The organism is Rhodoplanes azumiensis (assembly GCF_042682915.1).
Classification (GTDB): Bacteria; Pseudomonadota; Alphaproteobacteria; order Rhizobiales; family Xanthobacteraceae; genus Rhodoplanes; species Rhodoplanes azumiensis.
In genome coordinates this window covers 66,014-81,878 of the sequence record NZ_JBHUIW010000012.1, presented here as the reverse complement: position 1 = coordinate 81,878, position 15,865 = coordinate 66,014, and the positions used below count along the sequence as shown (strand labels likewise).

Below are 15,865 nucleotides of genomic sequence, written 5' to 3'. Positions count from 1 at the left end.
TGGAGCATTGCCGCTCCACCGCGAGATTCAGCCCATGCCATACGATGCCGAGATCAGCCGCAAGCATCCCGCGGCCTTCGTGTTCGTGATCGATCAGTCGTCGTCGATGAACGACGCCTTCAACAACACCCGCCGGACGCTCGCCGGCTTCCTGGCGCGCAGCGTCAACGACGCGCTGCGCGAGCTGGTCAACCAGTGCACCCGCGGCGACGAGCAGGTGCGCGACTATTTCCATGTCGCCGCGCTCGGCTATTCGGACGGCGAGGTGCGCAACGTCTGGAAGGGCACCGACGATTTCTTCCTGCCGATCTCGCGGGTCGCCGACGCGCCGCTGCGGATCGAGACCGTCACCATCAAGGTGCCGGGCCCGGACGGCAAGATGCGCGACGAGGAGGTCGAATCCGAGGTGTGGTTCGAGCCGGTCGCGGTCGGCGACACCCCGATGGTCAAGGCGCTGGAGAAGACCCGCGACATCGTCGCGGCCTGGGTGAAGGAGCATCCCGCCTCGTTCCCGCCGATCGTCTTCCACGTCACCGACGGCGAGCCGACCGACGGCGACCCGGAGCCGGTGGCGAACGAGATCAAGGCGATCACCACCTGGGACGGCGCCGTTCTTCTGTTCAATCTCCATGTCAGCCGGGAGACCGGCAAGGAGATCGTCTTCCCGTCCGACGAGGCGGCGCTGCCCGACGTCTACGCCAAGAAGCTGTTCCGCATGTCGAGCGAGATCCCGGAGCCGCTGCGCCCGGCCGTCGCCGAGTCCTACGAGACGACGGCGACCTCGCGCTTCTTCGGCTTCAAGGCCGGCACCGACACGATCGCCCGCTTCTTCCAGATCGGCACGCGGCCGGCCAATGCGCCCGTCTACGTCGCGCCGGCCGACGCCGAGCCGGTGGTCGCCATGGAGCCCGCGTCGGCGCAGCCCGCCTCGGCACAGCCCGCGTCGGCGCAGCCGACCAAGGAGGCGAGCCCGGCCTGACGGCCGGGTGGGGCGATGCGCCGGGTGCGTGCCTGGTCGGTGCCCAAGGAGCCCGAGGTGCCGTCCGAGAACGAGGACGCCTTCGCGGCCAATGCGGCGGCGACCGCCTTCGCGGTGTGCGACGGGGCGACCGAGTCGTTCGCCTCCGGGCGATGGGCGCGGGCGCTCGCCGCCGCTTTCGTGGCGCACGCGCCGCTCGACCGCACCCTGCTCGCCGGCGCGCGGGCGACCTACGAGCAGTCCTTCGACATGCGCAAATGGCCGCCCTACCGGCGCAACGCCTACCGGCGCGGCAGCTACGCCGCGCTGGTCGGCCTGATGCTGTGGCCGAAGGAGCATCTCTACGCGATCCAGGCGATCGGCGACTCGATCTGCGTCGTCGCCGAAGGCGCGCCCGCGGGAGCGGCCGACACCGCAGGCGAGGGTGACGGCACCGCGAACGGCGCGGGCGCGGGGCCGACGCTGGTGCGGTCCTTCCCGCTGTCGACGCCGGCGGCGTTCGAGCGCCGGCCGGTGCTGCTCTCGACCGCCGATCACACCAATGTCGTCGACGGCGTGCATCTGCTCGACCAGTCCGGCATCTGGACGGTCGGCCGTTACACGCCGCACGCCCGGACGGCGTTCTGCCTGATGACCGACGCGCTGGGCGCCTGGCTGCTCGGCGACGCCGCGGCCCGCCTCGCCCGCCTGCAGGCGATCGACAGCCAGACGGCCTTCGCGGATCTCGTGATCGCGGAGCGTGCCGCCGGCCGGCTGCGGCGCGACGACACGACCCTCATGATCGTCGAGACCGGGTAGCGCCATGGCTGGGTGGCCGACCGCCAACGACTACTCGCTCGCCGTCGCGAAGCGCGCCTTCGTGCATCCGCGGCTCGCCGGGCTGACGTTCCGGCGGATGAAGCGCATCAACCGACCGGTGCTGTTCACCGGCAACTACGCCGCGACCTTCGCGCTGGAGGATCCGAGCGGCCGGCCGAAGGCGCTGAAGCTGTTCACCCGCCACGTGCCCGACCGCGCCGACCGCTACGCCGCGATCGCGGCGTTCCTGACCGAGCGCACGCCGCGGCAGTTCGTCGGCTTCGAGTATCTGCCGCAGGCCGTGCAGATCGAGGGGGTGCGCTATCCCGGCCTGCTGATGGACTGGGCCGACGGCGTCCCGCTCGATACCTATGTGAGCGCCAATCTCGACACGCCGGAGGCGCTGCGAAAGATCGCCGCCGACATCCTCGCCTTCACGGCCTCGACCGAGCAGCAGGGCTTCGCCCACGGCGACCTGCAGCACGACAACATCCTGGTCGCCGACCGGCTGCGGCTGATCGACTACGACGGCATGTTCGTCCCGGCCATGGCGGGGCGGCCGGCGGTCGAGAGCGGGCACCAGAACTATCAGCATCCCGGCCGCCGCCGGCAGGTCTTCGGCCCGCATATCGACCGCTTCTCGGCGATCGCCATCTATCTCGCGCTGCAGACCGCGATCATGGCGCCGCGGCTCTATGCCGAGCACGCGGTCGAGAACGGGCTCCTGTTCCGCAAGAGCGATTTCGAGGATCCGCGCAAGTCGGCCGTGATCGCGGCGCTCGACCGGCTGCGCCCGCTGCGGCCGGCGGCGCGCGCCTTCGCGGCGTTGTGTGCCGGCGACGTCGAGGCGGTGCCGAGCCTCGCCGACTTCGCGGCGCAGACGGGGATCGGCCCGCGCGCCCCGGCGCGCCCCGACGCACGCCCGGCGGCGGGCGGCGGGTGGAGGCTGTTCGGCTGGTCCGGCCGGTCGTCTCCTGCGACAACCGGGTCGCCTTCGGCCCCGCCTGCCGGGTCGTCCGGCGGAGCAGGGCGCGGGCTCGGGCCGTGGCGCCCGGCCGCCTGGTCGGCCGCGATCGTCGTCGCCTATCTGGCCGGCGCGCATCTCCTCCGGCAGGACGCGGAGGGACCGGCCGCGCCGACCATCGCAGCGCCGAGCATCGCAACTCCGGACGTCGCCGCGACGCCAATGGCCTCTCCGCCACCGACCTCTCCGCCACCAGCCTCGTCGCCTCCCGACTCGCCGCCATCGGTCTCCTTGTCGCCGGCCGAAGCGGCGTTGCCGGCGGCTCCTCCGCCGACCCCGGCCGACACGGTCGTCGGTACTCCGGCCGTGCCGCAGCCCGCGCCGCCAATGCCGGAGCCCGCCGCCTCGCCGGCGCCGCCGTCGCCCGGGCCGTCTCCCGACCCGGTGGGCGCAACACCACCATCGGCCGTGCCGCCGACGGGCGAGCCTCCGGGTCCGCAGGACGAGATGTCGGGGCGGGCGTCTGCCGTACCGCCGGTGCCGAGCCCGGCACCGGATCCGATGCCGAGCCCCGCGCCGGCCCGTTCGGCGCCGCCTATTTCGCCGCCGGCCGTTGCCGGACCGACCCCGGCGCTCGACCCTGCGAAGGCGGCCGAACGCCCGGCCTGCGCGGGCCGCGAGCTCGCCGTCCCGGCCGTGACGCCGCAGAGCGAAGGGCCACCGGGCGAAGGGCCGGCGACCCGGGCCGAGTGGCGGTGCATCACGCCCGACCAGACGCCCGACGGACCGGCCGACAGGGCGGCGCCGGAGCCGCCCGAGCCGCCGATCGCGACGACGGGCCGAACAGGCGTCACCCGGCCGGCCCGCGCCGTCGGGCCGCCGACGCGGCACCAGCCTCGGTCGCCCGGGTTTCGCCCGCCCGAGCCGCGCAAGCCGGTGTTCGACACACCGCTCGACTGACACGCCGCGACCGGCGCGACCGAGGCTCGGCCCGGCCGTGGCGATTGGCAAGGCACGACCGTGCCGTCATACTGACGGAGGCCCTGCGCAGGCGCCGTCCCGTCGCCCGCGCCACATTCTAGATTTCGGTTTTTCGTTCGCGTCGCAGCCGCCGCGGCACGGCGCTCGCGTGCCGCTTCGGCACCGCGCCGAGTCTTTCGTTCGTCGCCGTCTTCGTCGAAGATCCCGTCCAGGACTGCCCAGGGGAATGCCATGCTGTCGATCGTCCGCACGCTCGCTCTCGCGGCCGGCGTGATCGCCGTCACGTCGTCACCCGGCTCCGCGCCGGCCCAGACGTTTCCGTCGGCGCGTCCGGTGACCTTCGTGGTGCCGTTCGCCCCCGGCGGCTCGACCGACACGGTCGCTCGCATCGTCGCCCAGGCGGCCGGTCAGCCGCTCGGCGTGCCGACCGTGGTGGAGAACCGCACCGGCGGCGCCGGCGTGGTCGGCTGGAGCGCGGTCGCCCGCGCGGCGCCGGACGGCCACACGCTGCTGACGCTCGAGATGTTCTACACGATCGCGGCCGGGCTGATCCCGACGCTGCCCTTCGAGGCCAAGACCAGCTTCGTGCAGGTGACGACCGCGGTCGAGAACCCGCACGTGATGGTGGTCAACCCGAAGCTGCCGGCCAACACGGTCGCCGAGCTGATCGCGCTCCTGAAGGCGAACCCCGGAAAGTACTTCTTCGGCTCGGGCGGCAACGGCACCAACACCCATATGGGCGGCGAGCTGTTCAAGAGCCTCGCCGGCGTAGACCTCGTGCACGTGCCGTATCGCGGCGCCGGCGCGGTGCTCCAAGACCTGGTCGCCGGCCAGGTGCAGGTGCTGGTCACCTCGCTGCCGACCGCGCTGCCGTTGATCCAGTCCGGCCAGCTCCGGCCCCTGATGGTCGCCGCCGAGACCCGCTCGCCGGTGCTGCCCGACGTGCCCGCCGCCGCCGAGGCGGGCCTGCCCGGCATGGTGATGAAGTTCTGGGTCGGCTTCGCCGTGCCGGCCGGCACGCCGCCCGCCGTCGTCGAGCGGCTGAATCGCGACATCCGCGCCGGCCTGGCGCAGCCCGAGACCAAGAAGCGTCTCGCCGAGCTCGGCATGGACGCGGTCGGCAATACGCCGGCCGAGGCGCAGGCGCTGATCGAGTCGGAGATCGCCCGCTGGAGCGCCATCGCCAAGGCGGCCGACATCAAGCTGCAATAGGCTGTCGCCATGAGCTGGTTCGCCCCGCCCGCCGATGTCGAGAGCCGTGTCTTCGCGCGGCTGCCCGACACGTTCCGAAAGCCCCGGCCGACCGAGTGGGGCGCCGCCAACAAGCCCGGCGCCGCGATCGACTCGTTCCTCGAAGGGCCCTGCCTGGCGCCGGACGGCACCCTCTACGTCACCGACATTCCCTATGGCCGCATCTTCGCCGTCGACGGGGCCGGCCGCTGGAGCCTCGTGCACGAATACGACGGCTGGCCGAACGGCATGAAGGTGCGGACGGACGGGAGCCTCCTGGTCGCCGACTATCGCCGCGGCCTGCTGCGCATCGATCCGGAGAGCGGGACCATCCATCCGGTCTGCACCACGGTGAACAGCGAGAGCTTCAAGGGTCTCAACGACCTCGCGCTGCTCGCCGACGGGTCGGTGCTGTTCACCGACCAGGGCCAGACAGGGCTGCACGATCCGAGCGGCCGGCTCTACCGGCTGTGGCCGGACGAGCGGCTCGACCGGCTGATCGGCAACGCGGCCTCGCCGAACGGCGTCGCCGTGAACCTGGAGGGCACCCACGCCTTCCTGGCGCTCACCCGGGCCGGCCAGATCTGGCGGGTGCCGCTGGCGCCGGCGGCACTGGCGGCGAAGACGCAGCTCTTCGCCCAGCTCCCGGGCGGCCTCTCCGGGCCGGACGGGCTGGTCGTCGACCCGCTCGGGCGGCTGATCGTCTGCGATCCCGGACACGGCGCCGCCTGGGTGCTGTCGCGGCTCGGCGAGCCGCTCTTCCGCATCCGGAGCTGCGCCGGCCGCACCCTCACCAACGCGGTGCTGCGGCCGGACGGCCGCACCCTCCTGATGACCGACTCGGAGAGCGGCCAGATTCTGGAGGCCGTGCTGCCGGGGTGAGACGGTGGAAGGCTGTCATTCCGGGACGGTGCGCAGCGCCGGACCCGGAATCCAGCGGAGAACACCTCGCTGGTGGCTGGATTCCGGGTTCGCGGCTTCGCCGCGCCCCGGAATGACGGCGACCCGATCAGTAGCCTCGAGCTCACGCCGTCTCGTCGATCTCCTTCGCGCGGGCGAGCAGCGCCTGGGCACGGACGAGGTGCGGGCGGTCGTACATGACGCCGTCGAGGCCGACGACGCCGGCGCCGGGCTGCGCCGCGAAGGCGGCGACGATCGCCTTCGCCTTGGCCACCTGGGCGGGGTCGGGCGTGAACACGGCATTGATCGGACCGATCTGGTCCGGATGGATCGCCATCTTGCCGGTGAAGCCGTCGCGCCGCGCCTCCTCGCATTCGCGCCACAGCTTCGCCTCGTCGCGGAAGTCGACCGCGACCGTGTCGATCGCCTGCACCTTGGCCGAGGCGGCGGCGGCGAGGCAGAGCGTGCGGGCGAGCCGGAAGGCGTCGAGGAAGCGGCCGTCGGCGTCGCGGTTCGCCTCGGCGCCGAGATCGACCGAGAGATCCTCGGCCCCCCAGGTGAGGCCGGCGAGACGGCGACTCGCGCCGCGATAGCTGCCGGCGACGAACAGCGCATGCGCCGTCTCGGTGGCGATCGCATAGACGGCGACGTGGCCGTCCGAGAGGCCGGCGACCGCCTCGCGCACCGCCAGCTTGGCGTCGAGATGCATCACGGCCGGACCGCCTTCCGCCTTGGGCAGCATGATCCCGTCCGGCCGCGCCTTGATGACGACGTCGAGATCCTGGTCGGTGAGGCCGGTGTCGAGCCCGTTCACCCGCACCAGGATGCGCGGGCGCGACGGCCAGTCCGCCACCGCGGCGACGAACTCGGCCGCCGCCGCGCGGGCCGCCTCCTTGCGGTCGGCCGAGATTGAATCCTCGAGGTCGACGATGACGGCGTCGGCTCCGCACTCCATGGCCTTGGCGAGCTTCTTCTCGGCGTCGGCCGGCACGAACAGCAGCGAGCGCATGCAGGGTGTCTCCTCAGGCGGGGCGCTTGAGCATGAAGACCTGGCGACGGCATTCGGCGACCAGCCTGTCGTTCTGGTTGAAGCCGCGGTGGTGGAACTCGACGATTCCAGCGTTCGGACGGGACGACGATTCGCGCTTGTTGATCACCTCGGTCTGGGCCCGCAGCGTGTCGCCCTCGAACAGCGGATGCGGAAAGACCACGTCGGTCATGCCGAGATTGGCGATGGTGGTGCCGACCGTGAGGTCCGACACCGACATGCCGATCATCAGGCCGAGCGTGAACAGCGAGTTCATCAGGGGGCGGCCCCACTGCGTCTCGTTCTCGCAGAAGTGCCGGTCGATGTGCAGCGGCTGCGGGTTCAGCGTCATGTTGGAGAACAGCATGTTGTCCATCTGGGTGACGGTCCGCCGGTAGCGATGCTCGACCACCTCCCCGATGACGAAATCGTCGAAATACATCCCGCCACGCGGGTGCCGGACCGCCGTCGTCCAGGACATTCCTCTGGTTCCCCTCTGGCTCGTCTCCGTGCCGCGTCTCCGGCCCTGAACGGGCGACAGCGCGCGATTCATACTTTGTTTACCATAACCGGCGCAGCCTCGGCGGTGTCGTCCTTCCTCCCGTCTCGCGCCCGCGCCGCAGGTTGAACCTTGCCCGTCTCCGGCACCAGCTCCTCGACCTCCGGATGGGCCGTCAACGACGCCATCCGGGGCGCCGCGCAGTCGACCGGCACCAGCTTCGACTATCTGCTGGCGACGGCGAAGGTCGAATCGGACCTCAACCCTAACGCCGCGTCGACGACATCGTCGGCGCGCGGCCTGTTCCAGTTCATCGACCAGACTTGGCTGATGATGCTGAAGGAGGCCGGCACGGCGCTCGGCTTCGGCCACTATGCCGACGCCATCACCAAGACCGCGTCGGGCCGCTACGAGGTGACGGATCCGAGCCTGCACCAGGCGGTGATGAATCTGCGCGGCGACGCCGGCGCCAATGCCGCGATGGCGGGCGCCTTCACGCAGCGCAACGCGCAGAAGGTCGAGGCGCTGATCGGCCGCCCGCCCAACGAGGGCGAGCTCTACATCGCGCATTTCCTCGGACCGGGCGGGGCGGCCCGGCTGATCACCGAAGCGAGCCGCAATCCGAGCGGCGTCGCCGCCGAGGCTTTCCCCAACGCCGCCGCCGCCAATCCGTCGGTCTTCTACGAGCGCGACGGCACGGCGCGCAGCTTCGCGCAGGTCTACGGCAATCTGGTGGGGCGCTACGACCGCGCTGCCGCCGGGACGGCCGGGATGGCGGCCACCGGCGCGACGGCCGGCCGCTCCGGCGCGTCGGGTCCGGTCGTGTCGGGTCCGGTCGTGTCGGTCGCACCGGCCGGACAGGGCGGTGAGCGGCGCGTCCCGGCGACCGAGGCCGTGAACCTGCAGACGGAGCCGTCCCGCACCGTGGCGACCGGCCCGCTGTTCCACAGCCTGTTCCAGAGCGGCCCGGAGCGCGGCGCCGTCGCCGACATCGTCAGCGACCTGTGGTCGACCCGCCCACATGTCGCGGCCGCCCTCTCGGGCGTCGCCGCTCAGGCGACACCCCGCACCGTGACGGGACCGGCAACGGTCGCGTCCGTGCCGGCGGCGATGGCCCGCTCCGCCTACGCGGCGAACGCACCGGCGGCGCCGGCCGCCTCTGCGCCGGCGGTCGCGCCGGCGCGGCCCCCCGTGATCACGGTCGTCCCCGTCACCGTGGCCCCGACCGCCGCGCCCCCGACGGCCACGCGCCCGGTCGCGTCGTCGGCCGTCGCCTACACGCCGGCCGCCGTGACGCCGGTCGCCCCGTCTCCTGTCGCCCCGTCTCCCGTCGCGCCGATGCCGGTCGCGGCGGCCCCGGTGGCGGCGAGCACGGCCGCACCGGCGTCCCTCGCGGTCCCCGACCCGAGCCGCGCGTCGGAGCTGTTCTCCGCCCCCGGCACCAACGCCGGCGGCCTGTTCGGTCGCCGCGGGTAGGGCGCCGCGGGCAGGACGCCGCGTCGCGTCCCGGCGCCGTTAACAAATCAGCAACAAACACAAAGATTTATGGTGAACCCTTTGTTAAGGGCGCGCCCGTAGGCTGGGGCATGGCGGGACTCGTCGGCCTCTCGTGGGGACGCCGGTCCTGACAGTCTCCACCGTGTCGTCCTCGGTCGCGTCGGGTTCAGCAGCATGATCGTCCGCCAGTTTCTACAGTGGGTCCGCACCGCGCCCGCCGGCGAGCGAGCCGAGGCGACCAGCGCCCTCGCACGGGCCTATCTCTATTCCGATCTGCCGGACGACGAGCGCGACGCCGTCGAGGGCGTGCTGGTGATGCTGGCCGAGGACGTCTCGCCGTTGGTGCGCGGGGCGCTCGCCGGTGTGCTGGCGCCGAGCGCCGAGGCGCCGTCGACCGTCGTCCATCTGCTCGCGCACGACCGGCCCGACATCGCCGCCGTGGTGCTGGCGTCGTCGCCCTTGTTCATCGACGCCGAGCTGGTCGACCTCGCCGCGACGGGCGGCGACACCGTGCAGACCGCGATCGCCGGCCGCGCGCCGCTGCCGCGCGCCGTCGCCGCCGCGATCGCCGAGGTGGCCGGTCCCGAGGCCTGCCTGGTGCTGATCGAGAACCCGCAGGCCGAGATCGCGCCGCTGTCGTTTTCCCGTCTGGTCGAGCGCTTCGGCGATCTCGGCGCGATGCGCGAGGCGCTGCTGGGGCGGCCGGATCTTCCGGTCGCGTGCCGCCAGGCGCTGATCGCGCGGCTCTCCGCGACGCTCGCGGCCTTCGTCTCGGGCCGCTCCTGGATGGACGGCGGCCACGCCCGCACGGTCGCGCGCGAGGCCTGCGAGAAGGCGACCGTGGCGCTCGCCGCGCGCGCCGGCGAGGAGGGCGCCGCGCCGCTGGTGCGGCATCTGCGGGCGAGCGGTCAGCTCACCGCCGGGCTCATTCTCCGCGCGCTCCTCTCCGGCAACATCGCGCTGTTCGAGGAGGCGCTGGCCGAGCTCGCCGGCCTGCCGCTGCGACGCGTCCGCCTGTTGATCCACGACCGCACCGGCGTCGGCTTCCGCGCGATCTTCTCGCGCGCCGGGCTGCCGGGCTCGACCTTCCCGGCGTTCCGCTTCGCGCTCGAGGCGTGGCGCGAGGGGCCCGATCTCGACGGCGCCGCGCGCCTGCATCGCCGCATGGTCGAGCGGGTGCTCACCGCCTGCGGCCAGTGCGACATCGGCGAGGTCGAGCCGCTGCTCGCGCTGTTGCGCCGCTTCGCTGCCGAAGCGGCCCGCGAGGAGGCGCTGATCGCCTGCGAGAAGCTCGAGCAGGAGCTGGTCGCGGACCTGATGCGCATTCGCCTCGCGGCGTAGGGCGGGCGACGCGGACCGCGTTGCCCGTGCCGTCACACGCCGATCACGAGGACCGCGTGGGCAAGGCGCGTTGCGCCATGCCCACCCTGCGGTTCGTCACGACTGCGGGCCGTCGCTGCGCGGCACGGTCGGCGGGCTCATCACCTCGTCGTCGTCGGGGAGGCGGCCGCCGTTCTCGCTCTTCAGGTGCTCGTCGACGATCTCGCGAAGCTTCGTCGACAGCGCGTCGGCCAGCACCTCGGCGCGCGCCGTGCCGTGCTCGCGCACGATCGCCCGCACGGCGTCGACATGCTGGTCGACCAGCGCGAGCGGGATGCGCTTGCTGTCGATGGTCCGCTCGATCAGCCGGCACAGGCTCGCCGCCGCGGCGGCGGCGCGCGGAAAGCCGAGCGTCGCCGCCTGGCCCTTGATGTCGTGCGCGGCGTGATACAGCGCCTGCCGGGTCTCGGCGTCGAAGCCCTTCGCCTTGACGGCCTTGCGGGCGGCGTCGAGGCGCTCGCACTCGTTGTCCATCCAGCCGGCGAACTCGCCGGACAGCGCGGCGAGCGCGCGCTCGGCGTCGGCGACCGGATCGGGCAGGCCGGGCACGGTGTTGCGGGCCCACGCCTTGCGCAGGAGATTCTTCGGCACGATCACGGCATGGTCGCCGTAATTGGTGACCTTCGGCACGTCCGGAGCCTTGTCGGCCGAAGATCGGCCGGCCGAGGATCTGCCGGCCGACGTCTTGCCGGTCGGTTGTCCGGCCTTGCCGCCGCGTCGCCCGGTCGTCATCGGGGCACCCCGTTCACTCGGTGATCTTCACCCGCTCCAGCAGCGCCTGCTGCGGGATGATCTCCGCCTTCGCCGTGCCCTTGCGGCGCTCGACGCCGACATAGTTCGGGTTCACCAGGCGCCGCCGGTCGGGGCCGAAGAAGGTCTTGGTCTTGATGAAGGGACGCGGATTCACGACCACGGTCAAGATGCGCTGATAGAGCGCGTTGGCCGAGATCGGCTTGACCAGAAATTCCGTCACGCCGCAGTCCCGCGCGGCCATCACGCGCTTCTTCTCGGAGTGGCCGGTCAGCATGATGATCGGCACGAACGGGTTGGCGTTGGCACCCGGCTGGCGGATCATCTGGGTGAGCTCGAGCCCGTCGAAGATCGGCATCGCCCAGTCGGTGATCACGATGTCCGGGATGTTATGCGTGAACGCCTCGAGCCCGGCGGCGCCGTCCTCCGCCTCGTACACCTCGCGCGATCCGAACCCGTGCAGCAGCGTGCGCAGGATGCGACGCATGTGCGCGTTGTCGTCGATCAGAAGAAACCGCAGCCGGTTGAAGTCGATGCGGACCATGGCTCACGCGAGACTGACACGATGCCCGAAAGATCAGGCTCGATCCTGCCCGCGAAGCTTTAAGGAAGGGTTTAGGTTAATCGGGCGGGCGGATGCCTCGCGTGTCACGATCAGGGCGCGTCATTCCGGAGTCGCACCGGAGCCCGCGCCCGGACGGCGCGACGCGCCGATCCGGGTGGTGCGCCGCGGAACGACCGGCCACATCGCCTCAGTGGCTGAACTGCTCGCGCAAGATGCGCTCGTCGAGATTGTGGCCGGGGTCGAACAGCATCAGCATCTCGACCGCGTGGTCCATCCGGATGTCGACGTGCTTGACCGAGCGCACCTCGTCGTGGTCGGCGACGGCGGCGACCGGGCGCTTGTCCGCCTCGAGCACCTCGATGGTCACCACGGCGGTGTCGGGCAGCAGCGCGCCGCGCCAGCGCCGCGGCCGAAACGGGCTGATCGGGGTGAGCGCGAGGAGCGGCGAGCCGATCGGGATGATCGGGCCGCCGGTCGACAGATTGTAGGCCGTCGAGCCGGCCGGCGTCGCCACCATGATGCCGTCGGCGGTGAGCTCGCGCAGCCGCGTCTTGCCGTCGACGATGACGTCGAGGCGGGCCGCCTGATAGGTCTGGCGGAACAGCGACACCTCGTTGATGGCACGGTACTCGTGGCCGATGCCGTCGACGTCGAGGGCGCGCATCACGAGAGGGTGGATCACGGTCGCCTCGGCGTCGTGCAGGCGCTCCTTCAGCCCGTGCTCGTGATACTCGTTCATCAGGAAGCCGACGGTGCCGCGATGCATCCCGTAGATCGGCTTGCCGGTGCTCATGAAGACGTGCAGGGTCTTGAGCATCAGGCCGTCGCCGCCGAGCGCGACGATGACGTCGGCCTCGTGCGGATCGACATTGCCGTAGCGCTGGACGAGCCGATTCAGGGCGGCCGTCGCCTCGGGCGTCTGGCTCGCCACGAAGGCGATCCGCTCGATCTCGGCGGGCAGATGGGTCATGCGCGGCTCGTGCGGCGGATCGTGCGGCGGATCGTTCGGCGGTTCGTGCGATACCGGCGCCGCACCGCCGCCGACGCGAAGGAGTGGCGATGGAACGGGTGGTGTTCGTCTATACGACCTTTCCGGGGCTTGTCGAGGCGGAGGAGACCGGACGCGCGCTGGTCGAGGCGCGGCTCGCCGCCTGCGTCAACATCCTGCCCGGGATGGTCTCGCTCTATCGCTGGGAGGGCGCGATCGCGCGCGGCGAGGAGGTGGTGATGCTGATCAAGACCCGGGCGTCGCGCGCCGAGGCGGTGCGGGCGGCCGTCAAGGCGCGCCACTCCTACGCGACGCCGGCCATCCTGGTGCTGCCGATCGAGAGCGTCGATCAGACCTATCTCGGCTGGCTCCTGGCGGAGACCAGGACGGACGCCGAGGAGGAGTGAGCCGCGGTCCACCGCGCGCCGTCAGGTCGTTCCGAGGGCGCGCTTCAGCGCGCGAACCCGGAATCCGGGGGCATGCACCGAGATCGTGGTCGGTTTCCGGGATTGCACCGTCGGTGCGCCCGGAGTGACCAACGGGTGTGGGCGGCGTGCAACACTCCTGCGCCTAATGCGATCGGGTCGTGTCATGCACCATTGACGTTCGGGCGGCGTGCGCCCGAAAGTGCACGCGTGCTGGTTCCCGGCGGGCGACCGCCGGGAGGAAAGAGGGAACACGGAACGCGCATCCGCGAGGATCGCGAAGCCGTGGCTGGACCCGCAACTGTGAGCGGCGAGCCGCATCCGTGATGGCCACTGGGAGACCGGGAAGGCCGGATGCAGCGACGACCCGCGAGCCAGGAGACCTGCCCGCACAGTCACCCAACCGGTGGGCGGGAAGCCCCATACGGAGCGGTCTTTCGCAGCGGTGACACCGTGACCGGCGCGGGGACCGCGATGCGCGTTCGTCTCGTGACGCTTCGTCTCGTGAAGCGTTCAGGCACCGATCGGCCATGGTGGCCGGACGGGCGTCTTTCGCGTCGGCTCATGCAACCCCAACCGCATGACCCCTTCGCGAAGGACGACAGGAATGACCCACGACCATCCAAACGGCGGTAGGGCGGCCCGCGCCGCCGGCCTCGCGATTCTGCTCGGCGGCACCGCGATGCTGCTCGCAGGCACGGCGCGAGCCCAGCAGGCGACGGCGCCCGAGACGACGCTCCCCGACCTCTATGTCACCGCGACCCGGCTCGGCGGCACCGGCAGCGCGCTCGGAATCACGGGCGCGTCGACGACCGTGATCACGGCCGAGGAGATCGAGCGCTCGCCGGAGCAGACGATCCCGGGCATCTTGGCACGCGAGCCCGGCATCCAGGTCTCGAACCTGTACGGCGGCGTCAACGGGGCGCGTGCCACGGTCGACATCCGAGGCTTCGGCGCCACGGGCGCCCAGAACACCCTGATCCTGATCGACGGACGCCGCGTCGACCTGCCCGACCTGCAGACCTTCGACTGGGGCTCGGTGCCGATCAACGCGGTCGAGCGCATCGAGGTGACGCGCGGCAACTCCGGCGGCGTGCTGTACGGCGACGGTGCCGTCGGCGGCGTCATCAACATCGTCACCAAGAAGGCGACGGGGCGGCCCAACGGCGCCCGCGCCGAGGTCGCCTGGGGCTCGTTCGACCAGGTCGAGGGGCGCGGCACCGCCTTCGCGTCGAGCGGGCCGCACGCGATCGCCCTCTACGCCAACGCGGTGCGCTCCGACGGCTATCGCGACAACGGCCGGTATCACCAGACCAACGCCGGCGCCGATTACCGCTACACCCGCGACTGGGGCAGCGTCTATCTCAACACGACGGCGAGCGACCAGGTGCTCGGCCTGCCGGCCGGGCGCCGCGTCGACCCGACGCTCGGGCTCAATCAGCTCGCCGGCGACCGCCGCGGCACCAACACACCGTGGGACTTCGCCAACCAGCAGCAGGCGACCGCGACCACGGGCATGACCTATGACATGACGCCGGGAGCCGAGCTGATCCTCGACGGCGGCGTGCGCGTCCGCAAGCAGCAGGCGGCCTATTTCCCCTCCTGCCTCGACACCTTCACGGGGGTCTTCGACACCGGCTGCCGGCGGCAGATCGGTTCCGCCTACGACACGTCCTATTTCGAGTCCTCGCTCGTCACCTCGTCGGTGACGCCGCGCCTGAAGGTCGACACGACGGTGTTCGGCCTGCCGCTGAAGTCGCTCACCGGCGTCGACGTCTATCACACCGACTATTCGTCGCCGCGCGCCCTGATGGAAGGCGCGGCACCGCTGCATCAGTACGACCTCGACCAGACCTCGCTCGCCGCCTACACGATGAACACGGTCACGCTGTTCTCGACCACCGACGTGTCGGTCGGCGGCCGCGTGCAGCGGACCTCGCTGTCGGCGCGCGACGCCGTGAACGCGGCGGCGCCCGGCTATCTCTACTTCGGCTTCCCGACTGTCGTGCAGGCGAACCCGCTCGACGACACCCAGACCAACCGGGCCTGGCATATCGGCATCGAGCACCGGTTCAATCAGCAGCTCACGTTGTTCGGCCGCACCGCCCAGAGCTTCCGGGTGCCGAATGTCGACGAGCGCATCGGCAGCGCGCCCTGGGGTACGCCGAGCAACTTCGCGCTCAAGACCCAGACGTCGCGCGACTGGGAGGCGGGCGTGAAGGTGACGGCCGGCCCGATGGCCCTGCAATGGAGCATCTACGACATGTATCTGAACGACGAGATCTTCTACTCGCCGTTCACCACCACCAACGTGAATCTCGATCCGACCCGGCGCTACGGCTCCGAGGCGCTGGCGACCATGCGGGTCTCCGACACGGTGCGGCTCAAGGGCAGCTATGCCTATACGCGCGCCGTGTTCCGTGAGGGCGTCTATGCCGGCAACGACGTGCCGCTCGTCGCGCGCAACACCGCGGGCGTCGGCGTCGTGTGGAACATCCTCGACAACCGCCTGGTGTTCACCGGCGACGTTCGCTTCGTCGGCTCGCGCCGCATGGACAACGACAGCCGCAACCTCCAGCCGATGACGCCGACCTACACGATCCTCGACGCCAAGATCGCCGGCGAATGGGACCGCTATTTCTGGTCGGTCGCGGTGCAGAACCTGCTGAACGCGGATTATTTCGACTACGCCGTCGCCAGCCCCTATCCGGACGGCTTCGGCAGCAAGTACGGCGTCTACAACGCCTATCCGCAGCCGGGCCGCACCTTCGTGCTGCGTGTCGGGGCGAATTTTTAAAAGGCCGTCGTCACGCTTCATGCAGCCGACAGGTTCACCTCTCCCCAGCGGGGAGAGGTCGGGGGTCGCGCCGAAGGCGCGAAGT

At 71.4% G+C, this 15,865-nt stretch carries 14 protein-coding genes and 1 riboswitch; of the genes, 9 read left to right on the top strand and 5 right to left on the bottom strand.

Going from position 1 to position 15,865, the window contains the following annotated elements:
* Positions 1 to 34 precede the first annotated feature (34 nt).
* From ACFSOX_RS12025 to ACFSOX_RS12005, 5 genes are all read left to right on the top strand, one after another.
* A complete protein-coding gene (locus ACFSOX_RS12025; RefSeq protein WP_378478052.1) occupies positions 35 to 979 on the top strand; it encodes a VWA domain-containing protein in 945 nt (314 codons plus the stop codon).
* A gap of 15 nt (positions 980 to 994) precedes the next feature.
* Positions 995 to 1,777: a hypothetical protein gene (locus ACFSOX_RS12020; protein WP_378478051.1), complete on the top strand. Its 783-nt coding sequence runs from the start codon at positions 995 to 997 to the stop codon at positions 1,775 to 1,777.
* A 4-nt stretch (positions 1,778 to 1,781) separates the two neighbouring features.
* On the top strand, positions 1,782 to 3,701 hold the full coding sequence (locus ACFSOX_RS12015; protein ID WP_378478050.1) for a hypothetical protein: 1,920 nt from the start codon (positions 1,782 to 1,784) through the stop codon (positions 3,699 to 3,701).
* Between the two features lie 252 nt (positions 3,702 to 3,953).
* Complete coding sequence (locus ACFSOX_RS12010) at positions 3,954 to 4,934, top strand: Bug family tripartite tricarboxylate transporter substrate binding protein (RefSeq protein WP_378478049.1); 981 nt, start codon at positions 3,954 to 3,956, stop codon at positions 4,932 to 4,934.
* A gap of 9 nt (positions 4,935 to 4,943) precedes the next feature.
* On the top strand, positions 4,944 to 5,834 hold the full coding sequence (locus tag ACFSOX_RS12005; protein WP_378478048.1) for an SMP-30/gluconolactonase/LRE family protein: 891 nt from the start codon (positions 4,944 to 4,946) through the stop codon (positions 5,832 to 5,834).
* A 142-nt stretch (positions 5,835 to 5,976) separates the two neighbouring features.
* On the opposite strand, the gene ACFSOX_RS12000 is transcribed toward ACFSOX_RS12005, so the two are convergent.
* Both ACFSOX_RS12000 and ACFSOX_RS11995 read right to left on the bottom strand, forming a co-directional pair.
* A complete protein-coding gene (locus ACFSOX_RS12000) occupies positions 5,977 to 6,861 on the bottom strand; it encodes an HpcH/HpaI aldolase/citrate lyase family protein (protein ID WP_378478047.1) in 885 nt (294 codons plus the stop codon).
* A 13-nt stretch (positions 6,862 to 6,874) separates the two neighbouring features.
* Positions 6,875 to 7,360: a MaoC family dehydratase gene (locus tag ACFSOX_RS11995; protein WP_378478046.1), complete on the bottom strand. Its 486-nt coding sequence runs from the start codon at positions 7,358 to 7,360 to the stop codon at positions 6,875 to 6,877.
* Between the two features lie 150 nt (positions 7,361 to 7,510).
* On the opposite strand from ACFSOX_RS11995, the gene ACFSOX_RS11990 reads away from it, so the two are divergent.
* Both ACFSOX_RS11990 and ACFSOX_RS11985 read left to right on the top strand, forming a co-directional pair.
* The gene (locus ACFSOX_RS11990; RefSeq protein WP_378478045.1) at positions 7,511 to 8,854 is read left to right on the top strand and encodes a transglycosylase SLT domain-containing protein; all 1,344 of its coding nucleotides are present in this window, start codon (positions 7,511 to 7,513) and stop codon (positions 8,852 to 8,854) included.
* A gap of 195 nt (positions 8,855 to 9,049) precedes the next feature.
* The gene (locus tag ACFSOX_RS11985) at positions 9,050 to 10,216 is read left to right on the top strand and encodes a DUF2336 domain-containing protein (protein WP_378478044.1); all 1,167 of its coding nucleotides are present in this window, start codon (positions 9,050 to 9,052) and stop codon (positions 10,214 to 10,216) included.
* A 96-nt stretch (positions 10,217 to 10,312) separates the two neighbouring features.
* On the opposite strand, the gene ACFSOX_RS11980 is transcribed toward ACFSOX_RS11985, so the two are convergent.
* The 3 genes from ACFSOX_RS11980 to ACFSOX_RS11970 all read right to left on the bottom strand — a co-directional run bounded on the left by ACFSOX_RS11980 (position 10,313) and on the right by ACFSOX_RS11970 (position 12,540).
* Positions 10,313 to 10,987: an Hpt domain-containing protein gene (locus ACFSOX_RS11980; RefSeq protein WP_378478043.1), complete on the bottom strand. Its 675-nt coding sequence runs from the start codon at positions 10,985 to 10,987 to the stop codon at positions 10,313 to 10,315.
* Positions 10,988 to 11,000: 13 nt separating this feature from the next.
* Positions 11,001 to 11,549: a response regulator gene (locus ACFSOX_RS11975; protein ID WP_111358567.1), complete on the bottom strand. Its 549-nt coding sequence runs from the start codon at positions 11,547 to 11,549 to the stop codon at positions 11,001 to 11,003.
* Positions 11,550 to 11,757: 208 nt separating this feature from the next.
* Positions 11,758 to 12,540 (bottom strand): NAD kinase, encoded by a 783-nt coding sequence (locus tag ACFSOX_RS11970; protein WP_378478042.1) that lies wholly within the window; start codon positions 12,538 to 12,540, stop codon positions 11,758 to 11,760.
* Between the two features lie 89 nt (positions 12,541 to 12,629).
* On the opposite strand from ACFSOX_RS11970, the gene cutA reads away from it, so the two are divergent.
* Entirely contained in the window at positions 12,630 to 12,965 is a 336-nt protein-coding gene (gene cutA, locus ACFSOX_RS11965; protein ID WP_378478041.1) for a divalent-cation tolerance protein CutA, read from the top strand.
* Between the two features lie 215 nt (positions 12,966 to 13,180).
* Positions 13,181 to 13,388: riboswitch (cobalamin riboswitch) on the top strand.
* A gap of 202 nt (positions 13,389 to 13,590) precedes the next feature.
* Positions 13,591 to 15,780, top strand: a complete 2,190-nt coding sequence (locus ACFSOX_RS11960; RefSeq protein ID WP_378478040.1) for a TonB-dependent receptor — start codon at positions 13,591 to 13,593, stop codon at positions 15,778 to 15,780.
* The last annotated feature ends 85 nt before the right edge of the window (positions 15,781 to 15,865 follow it).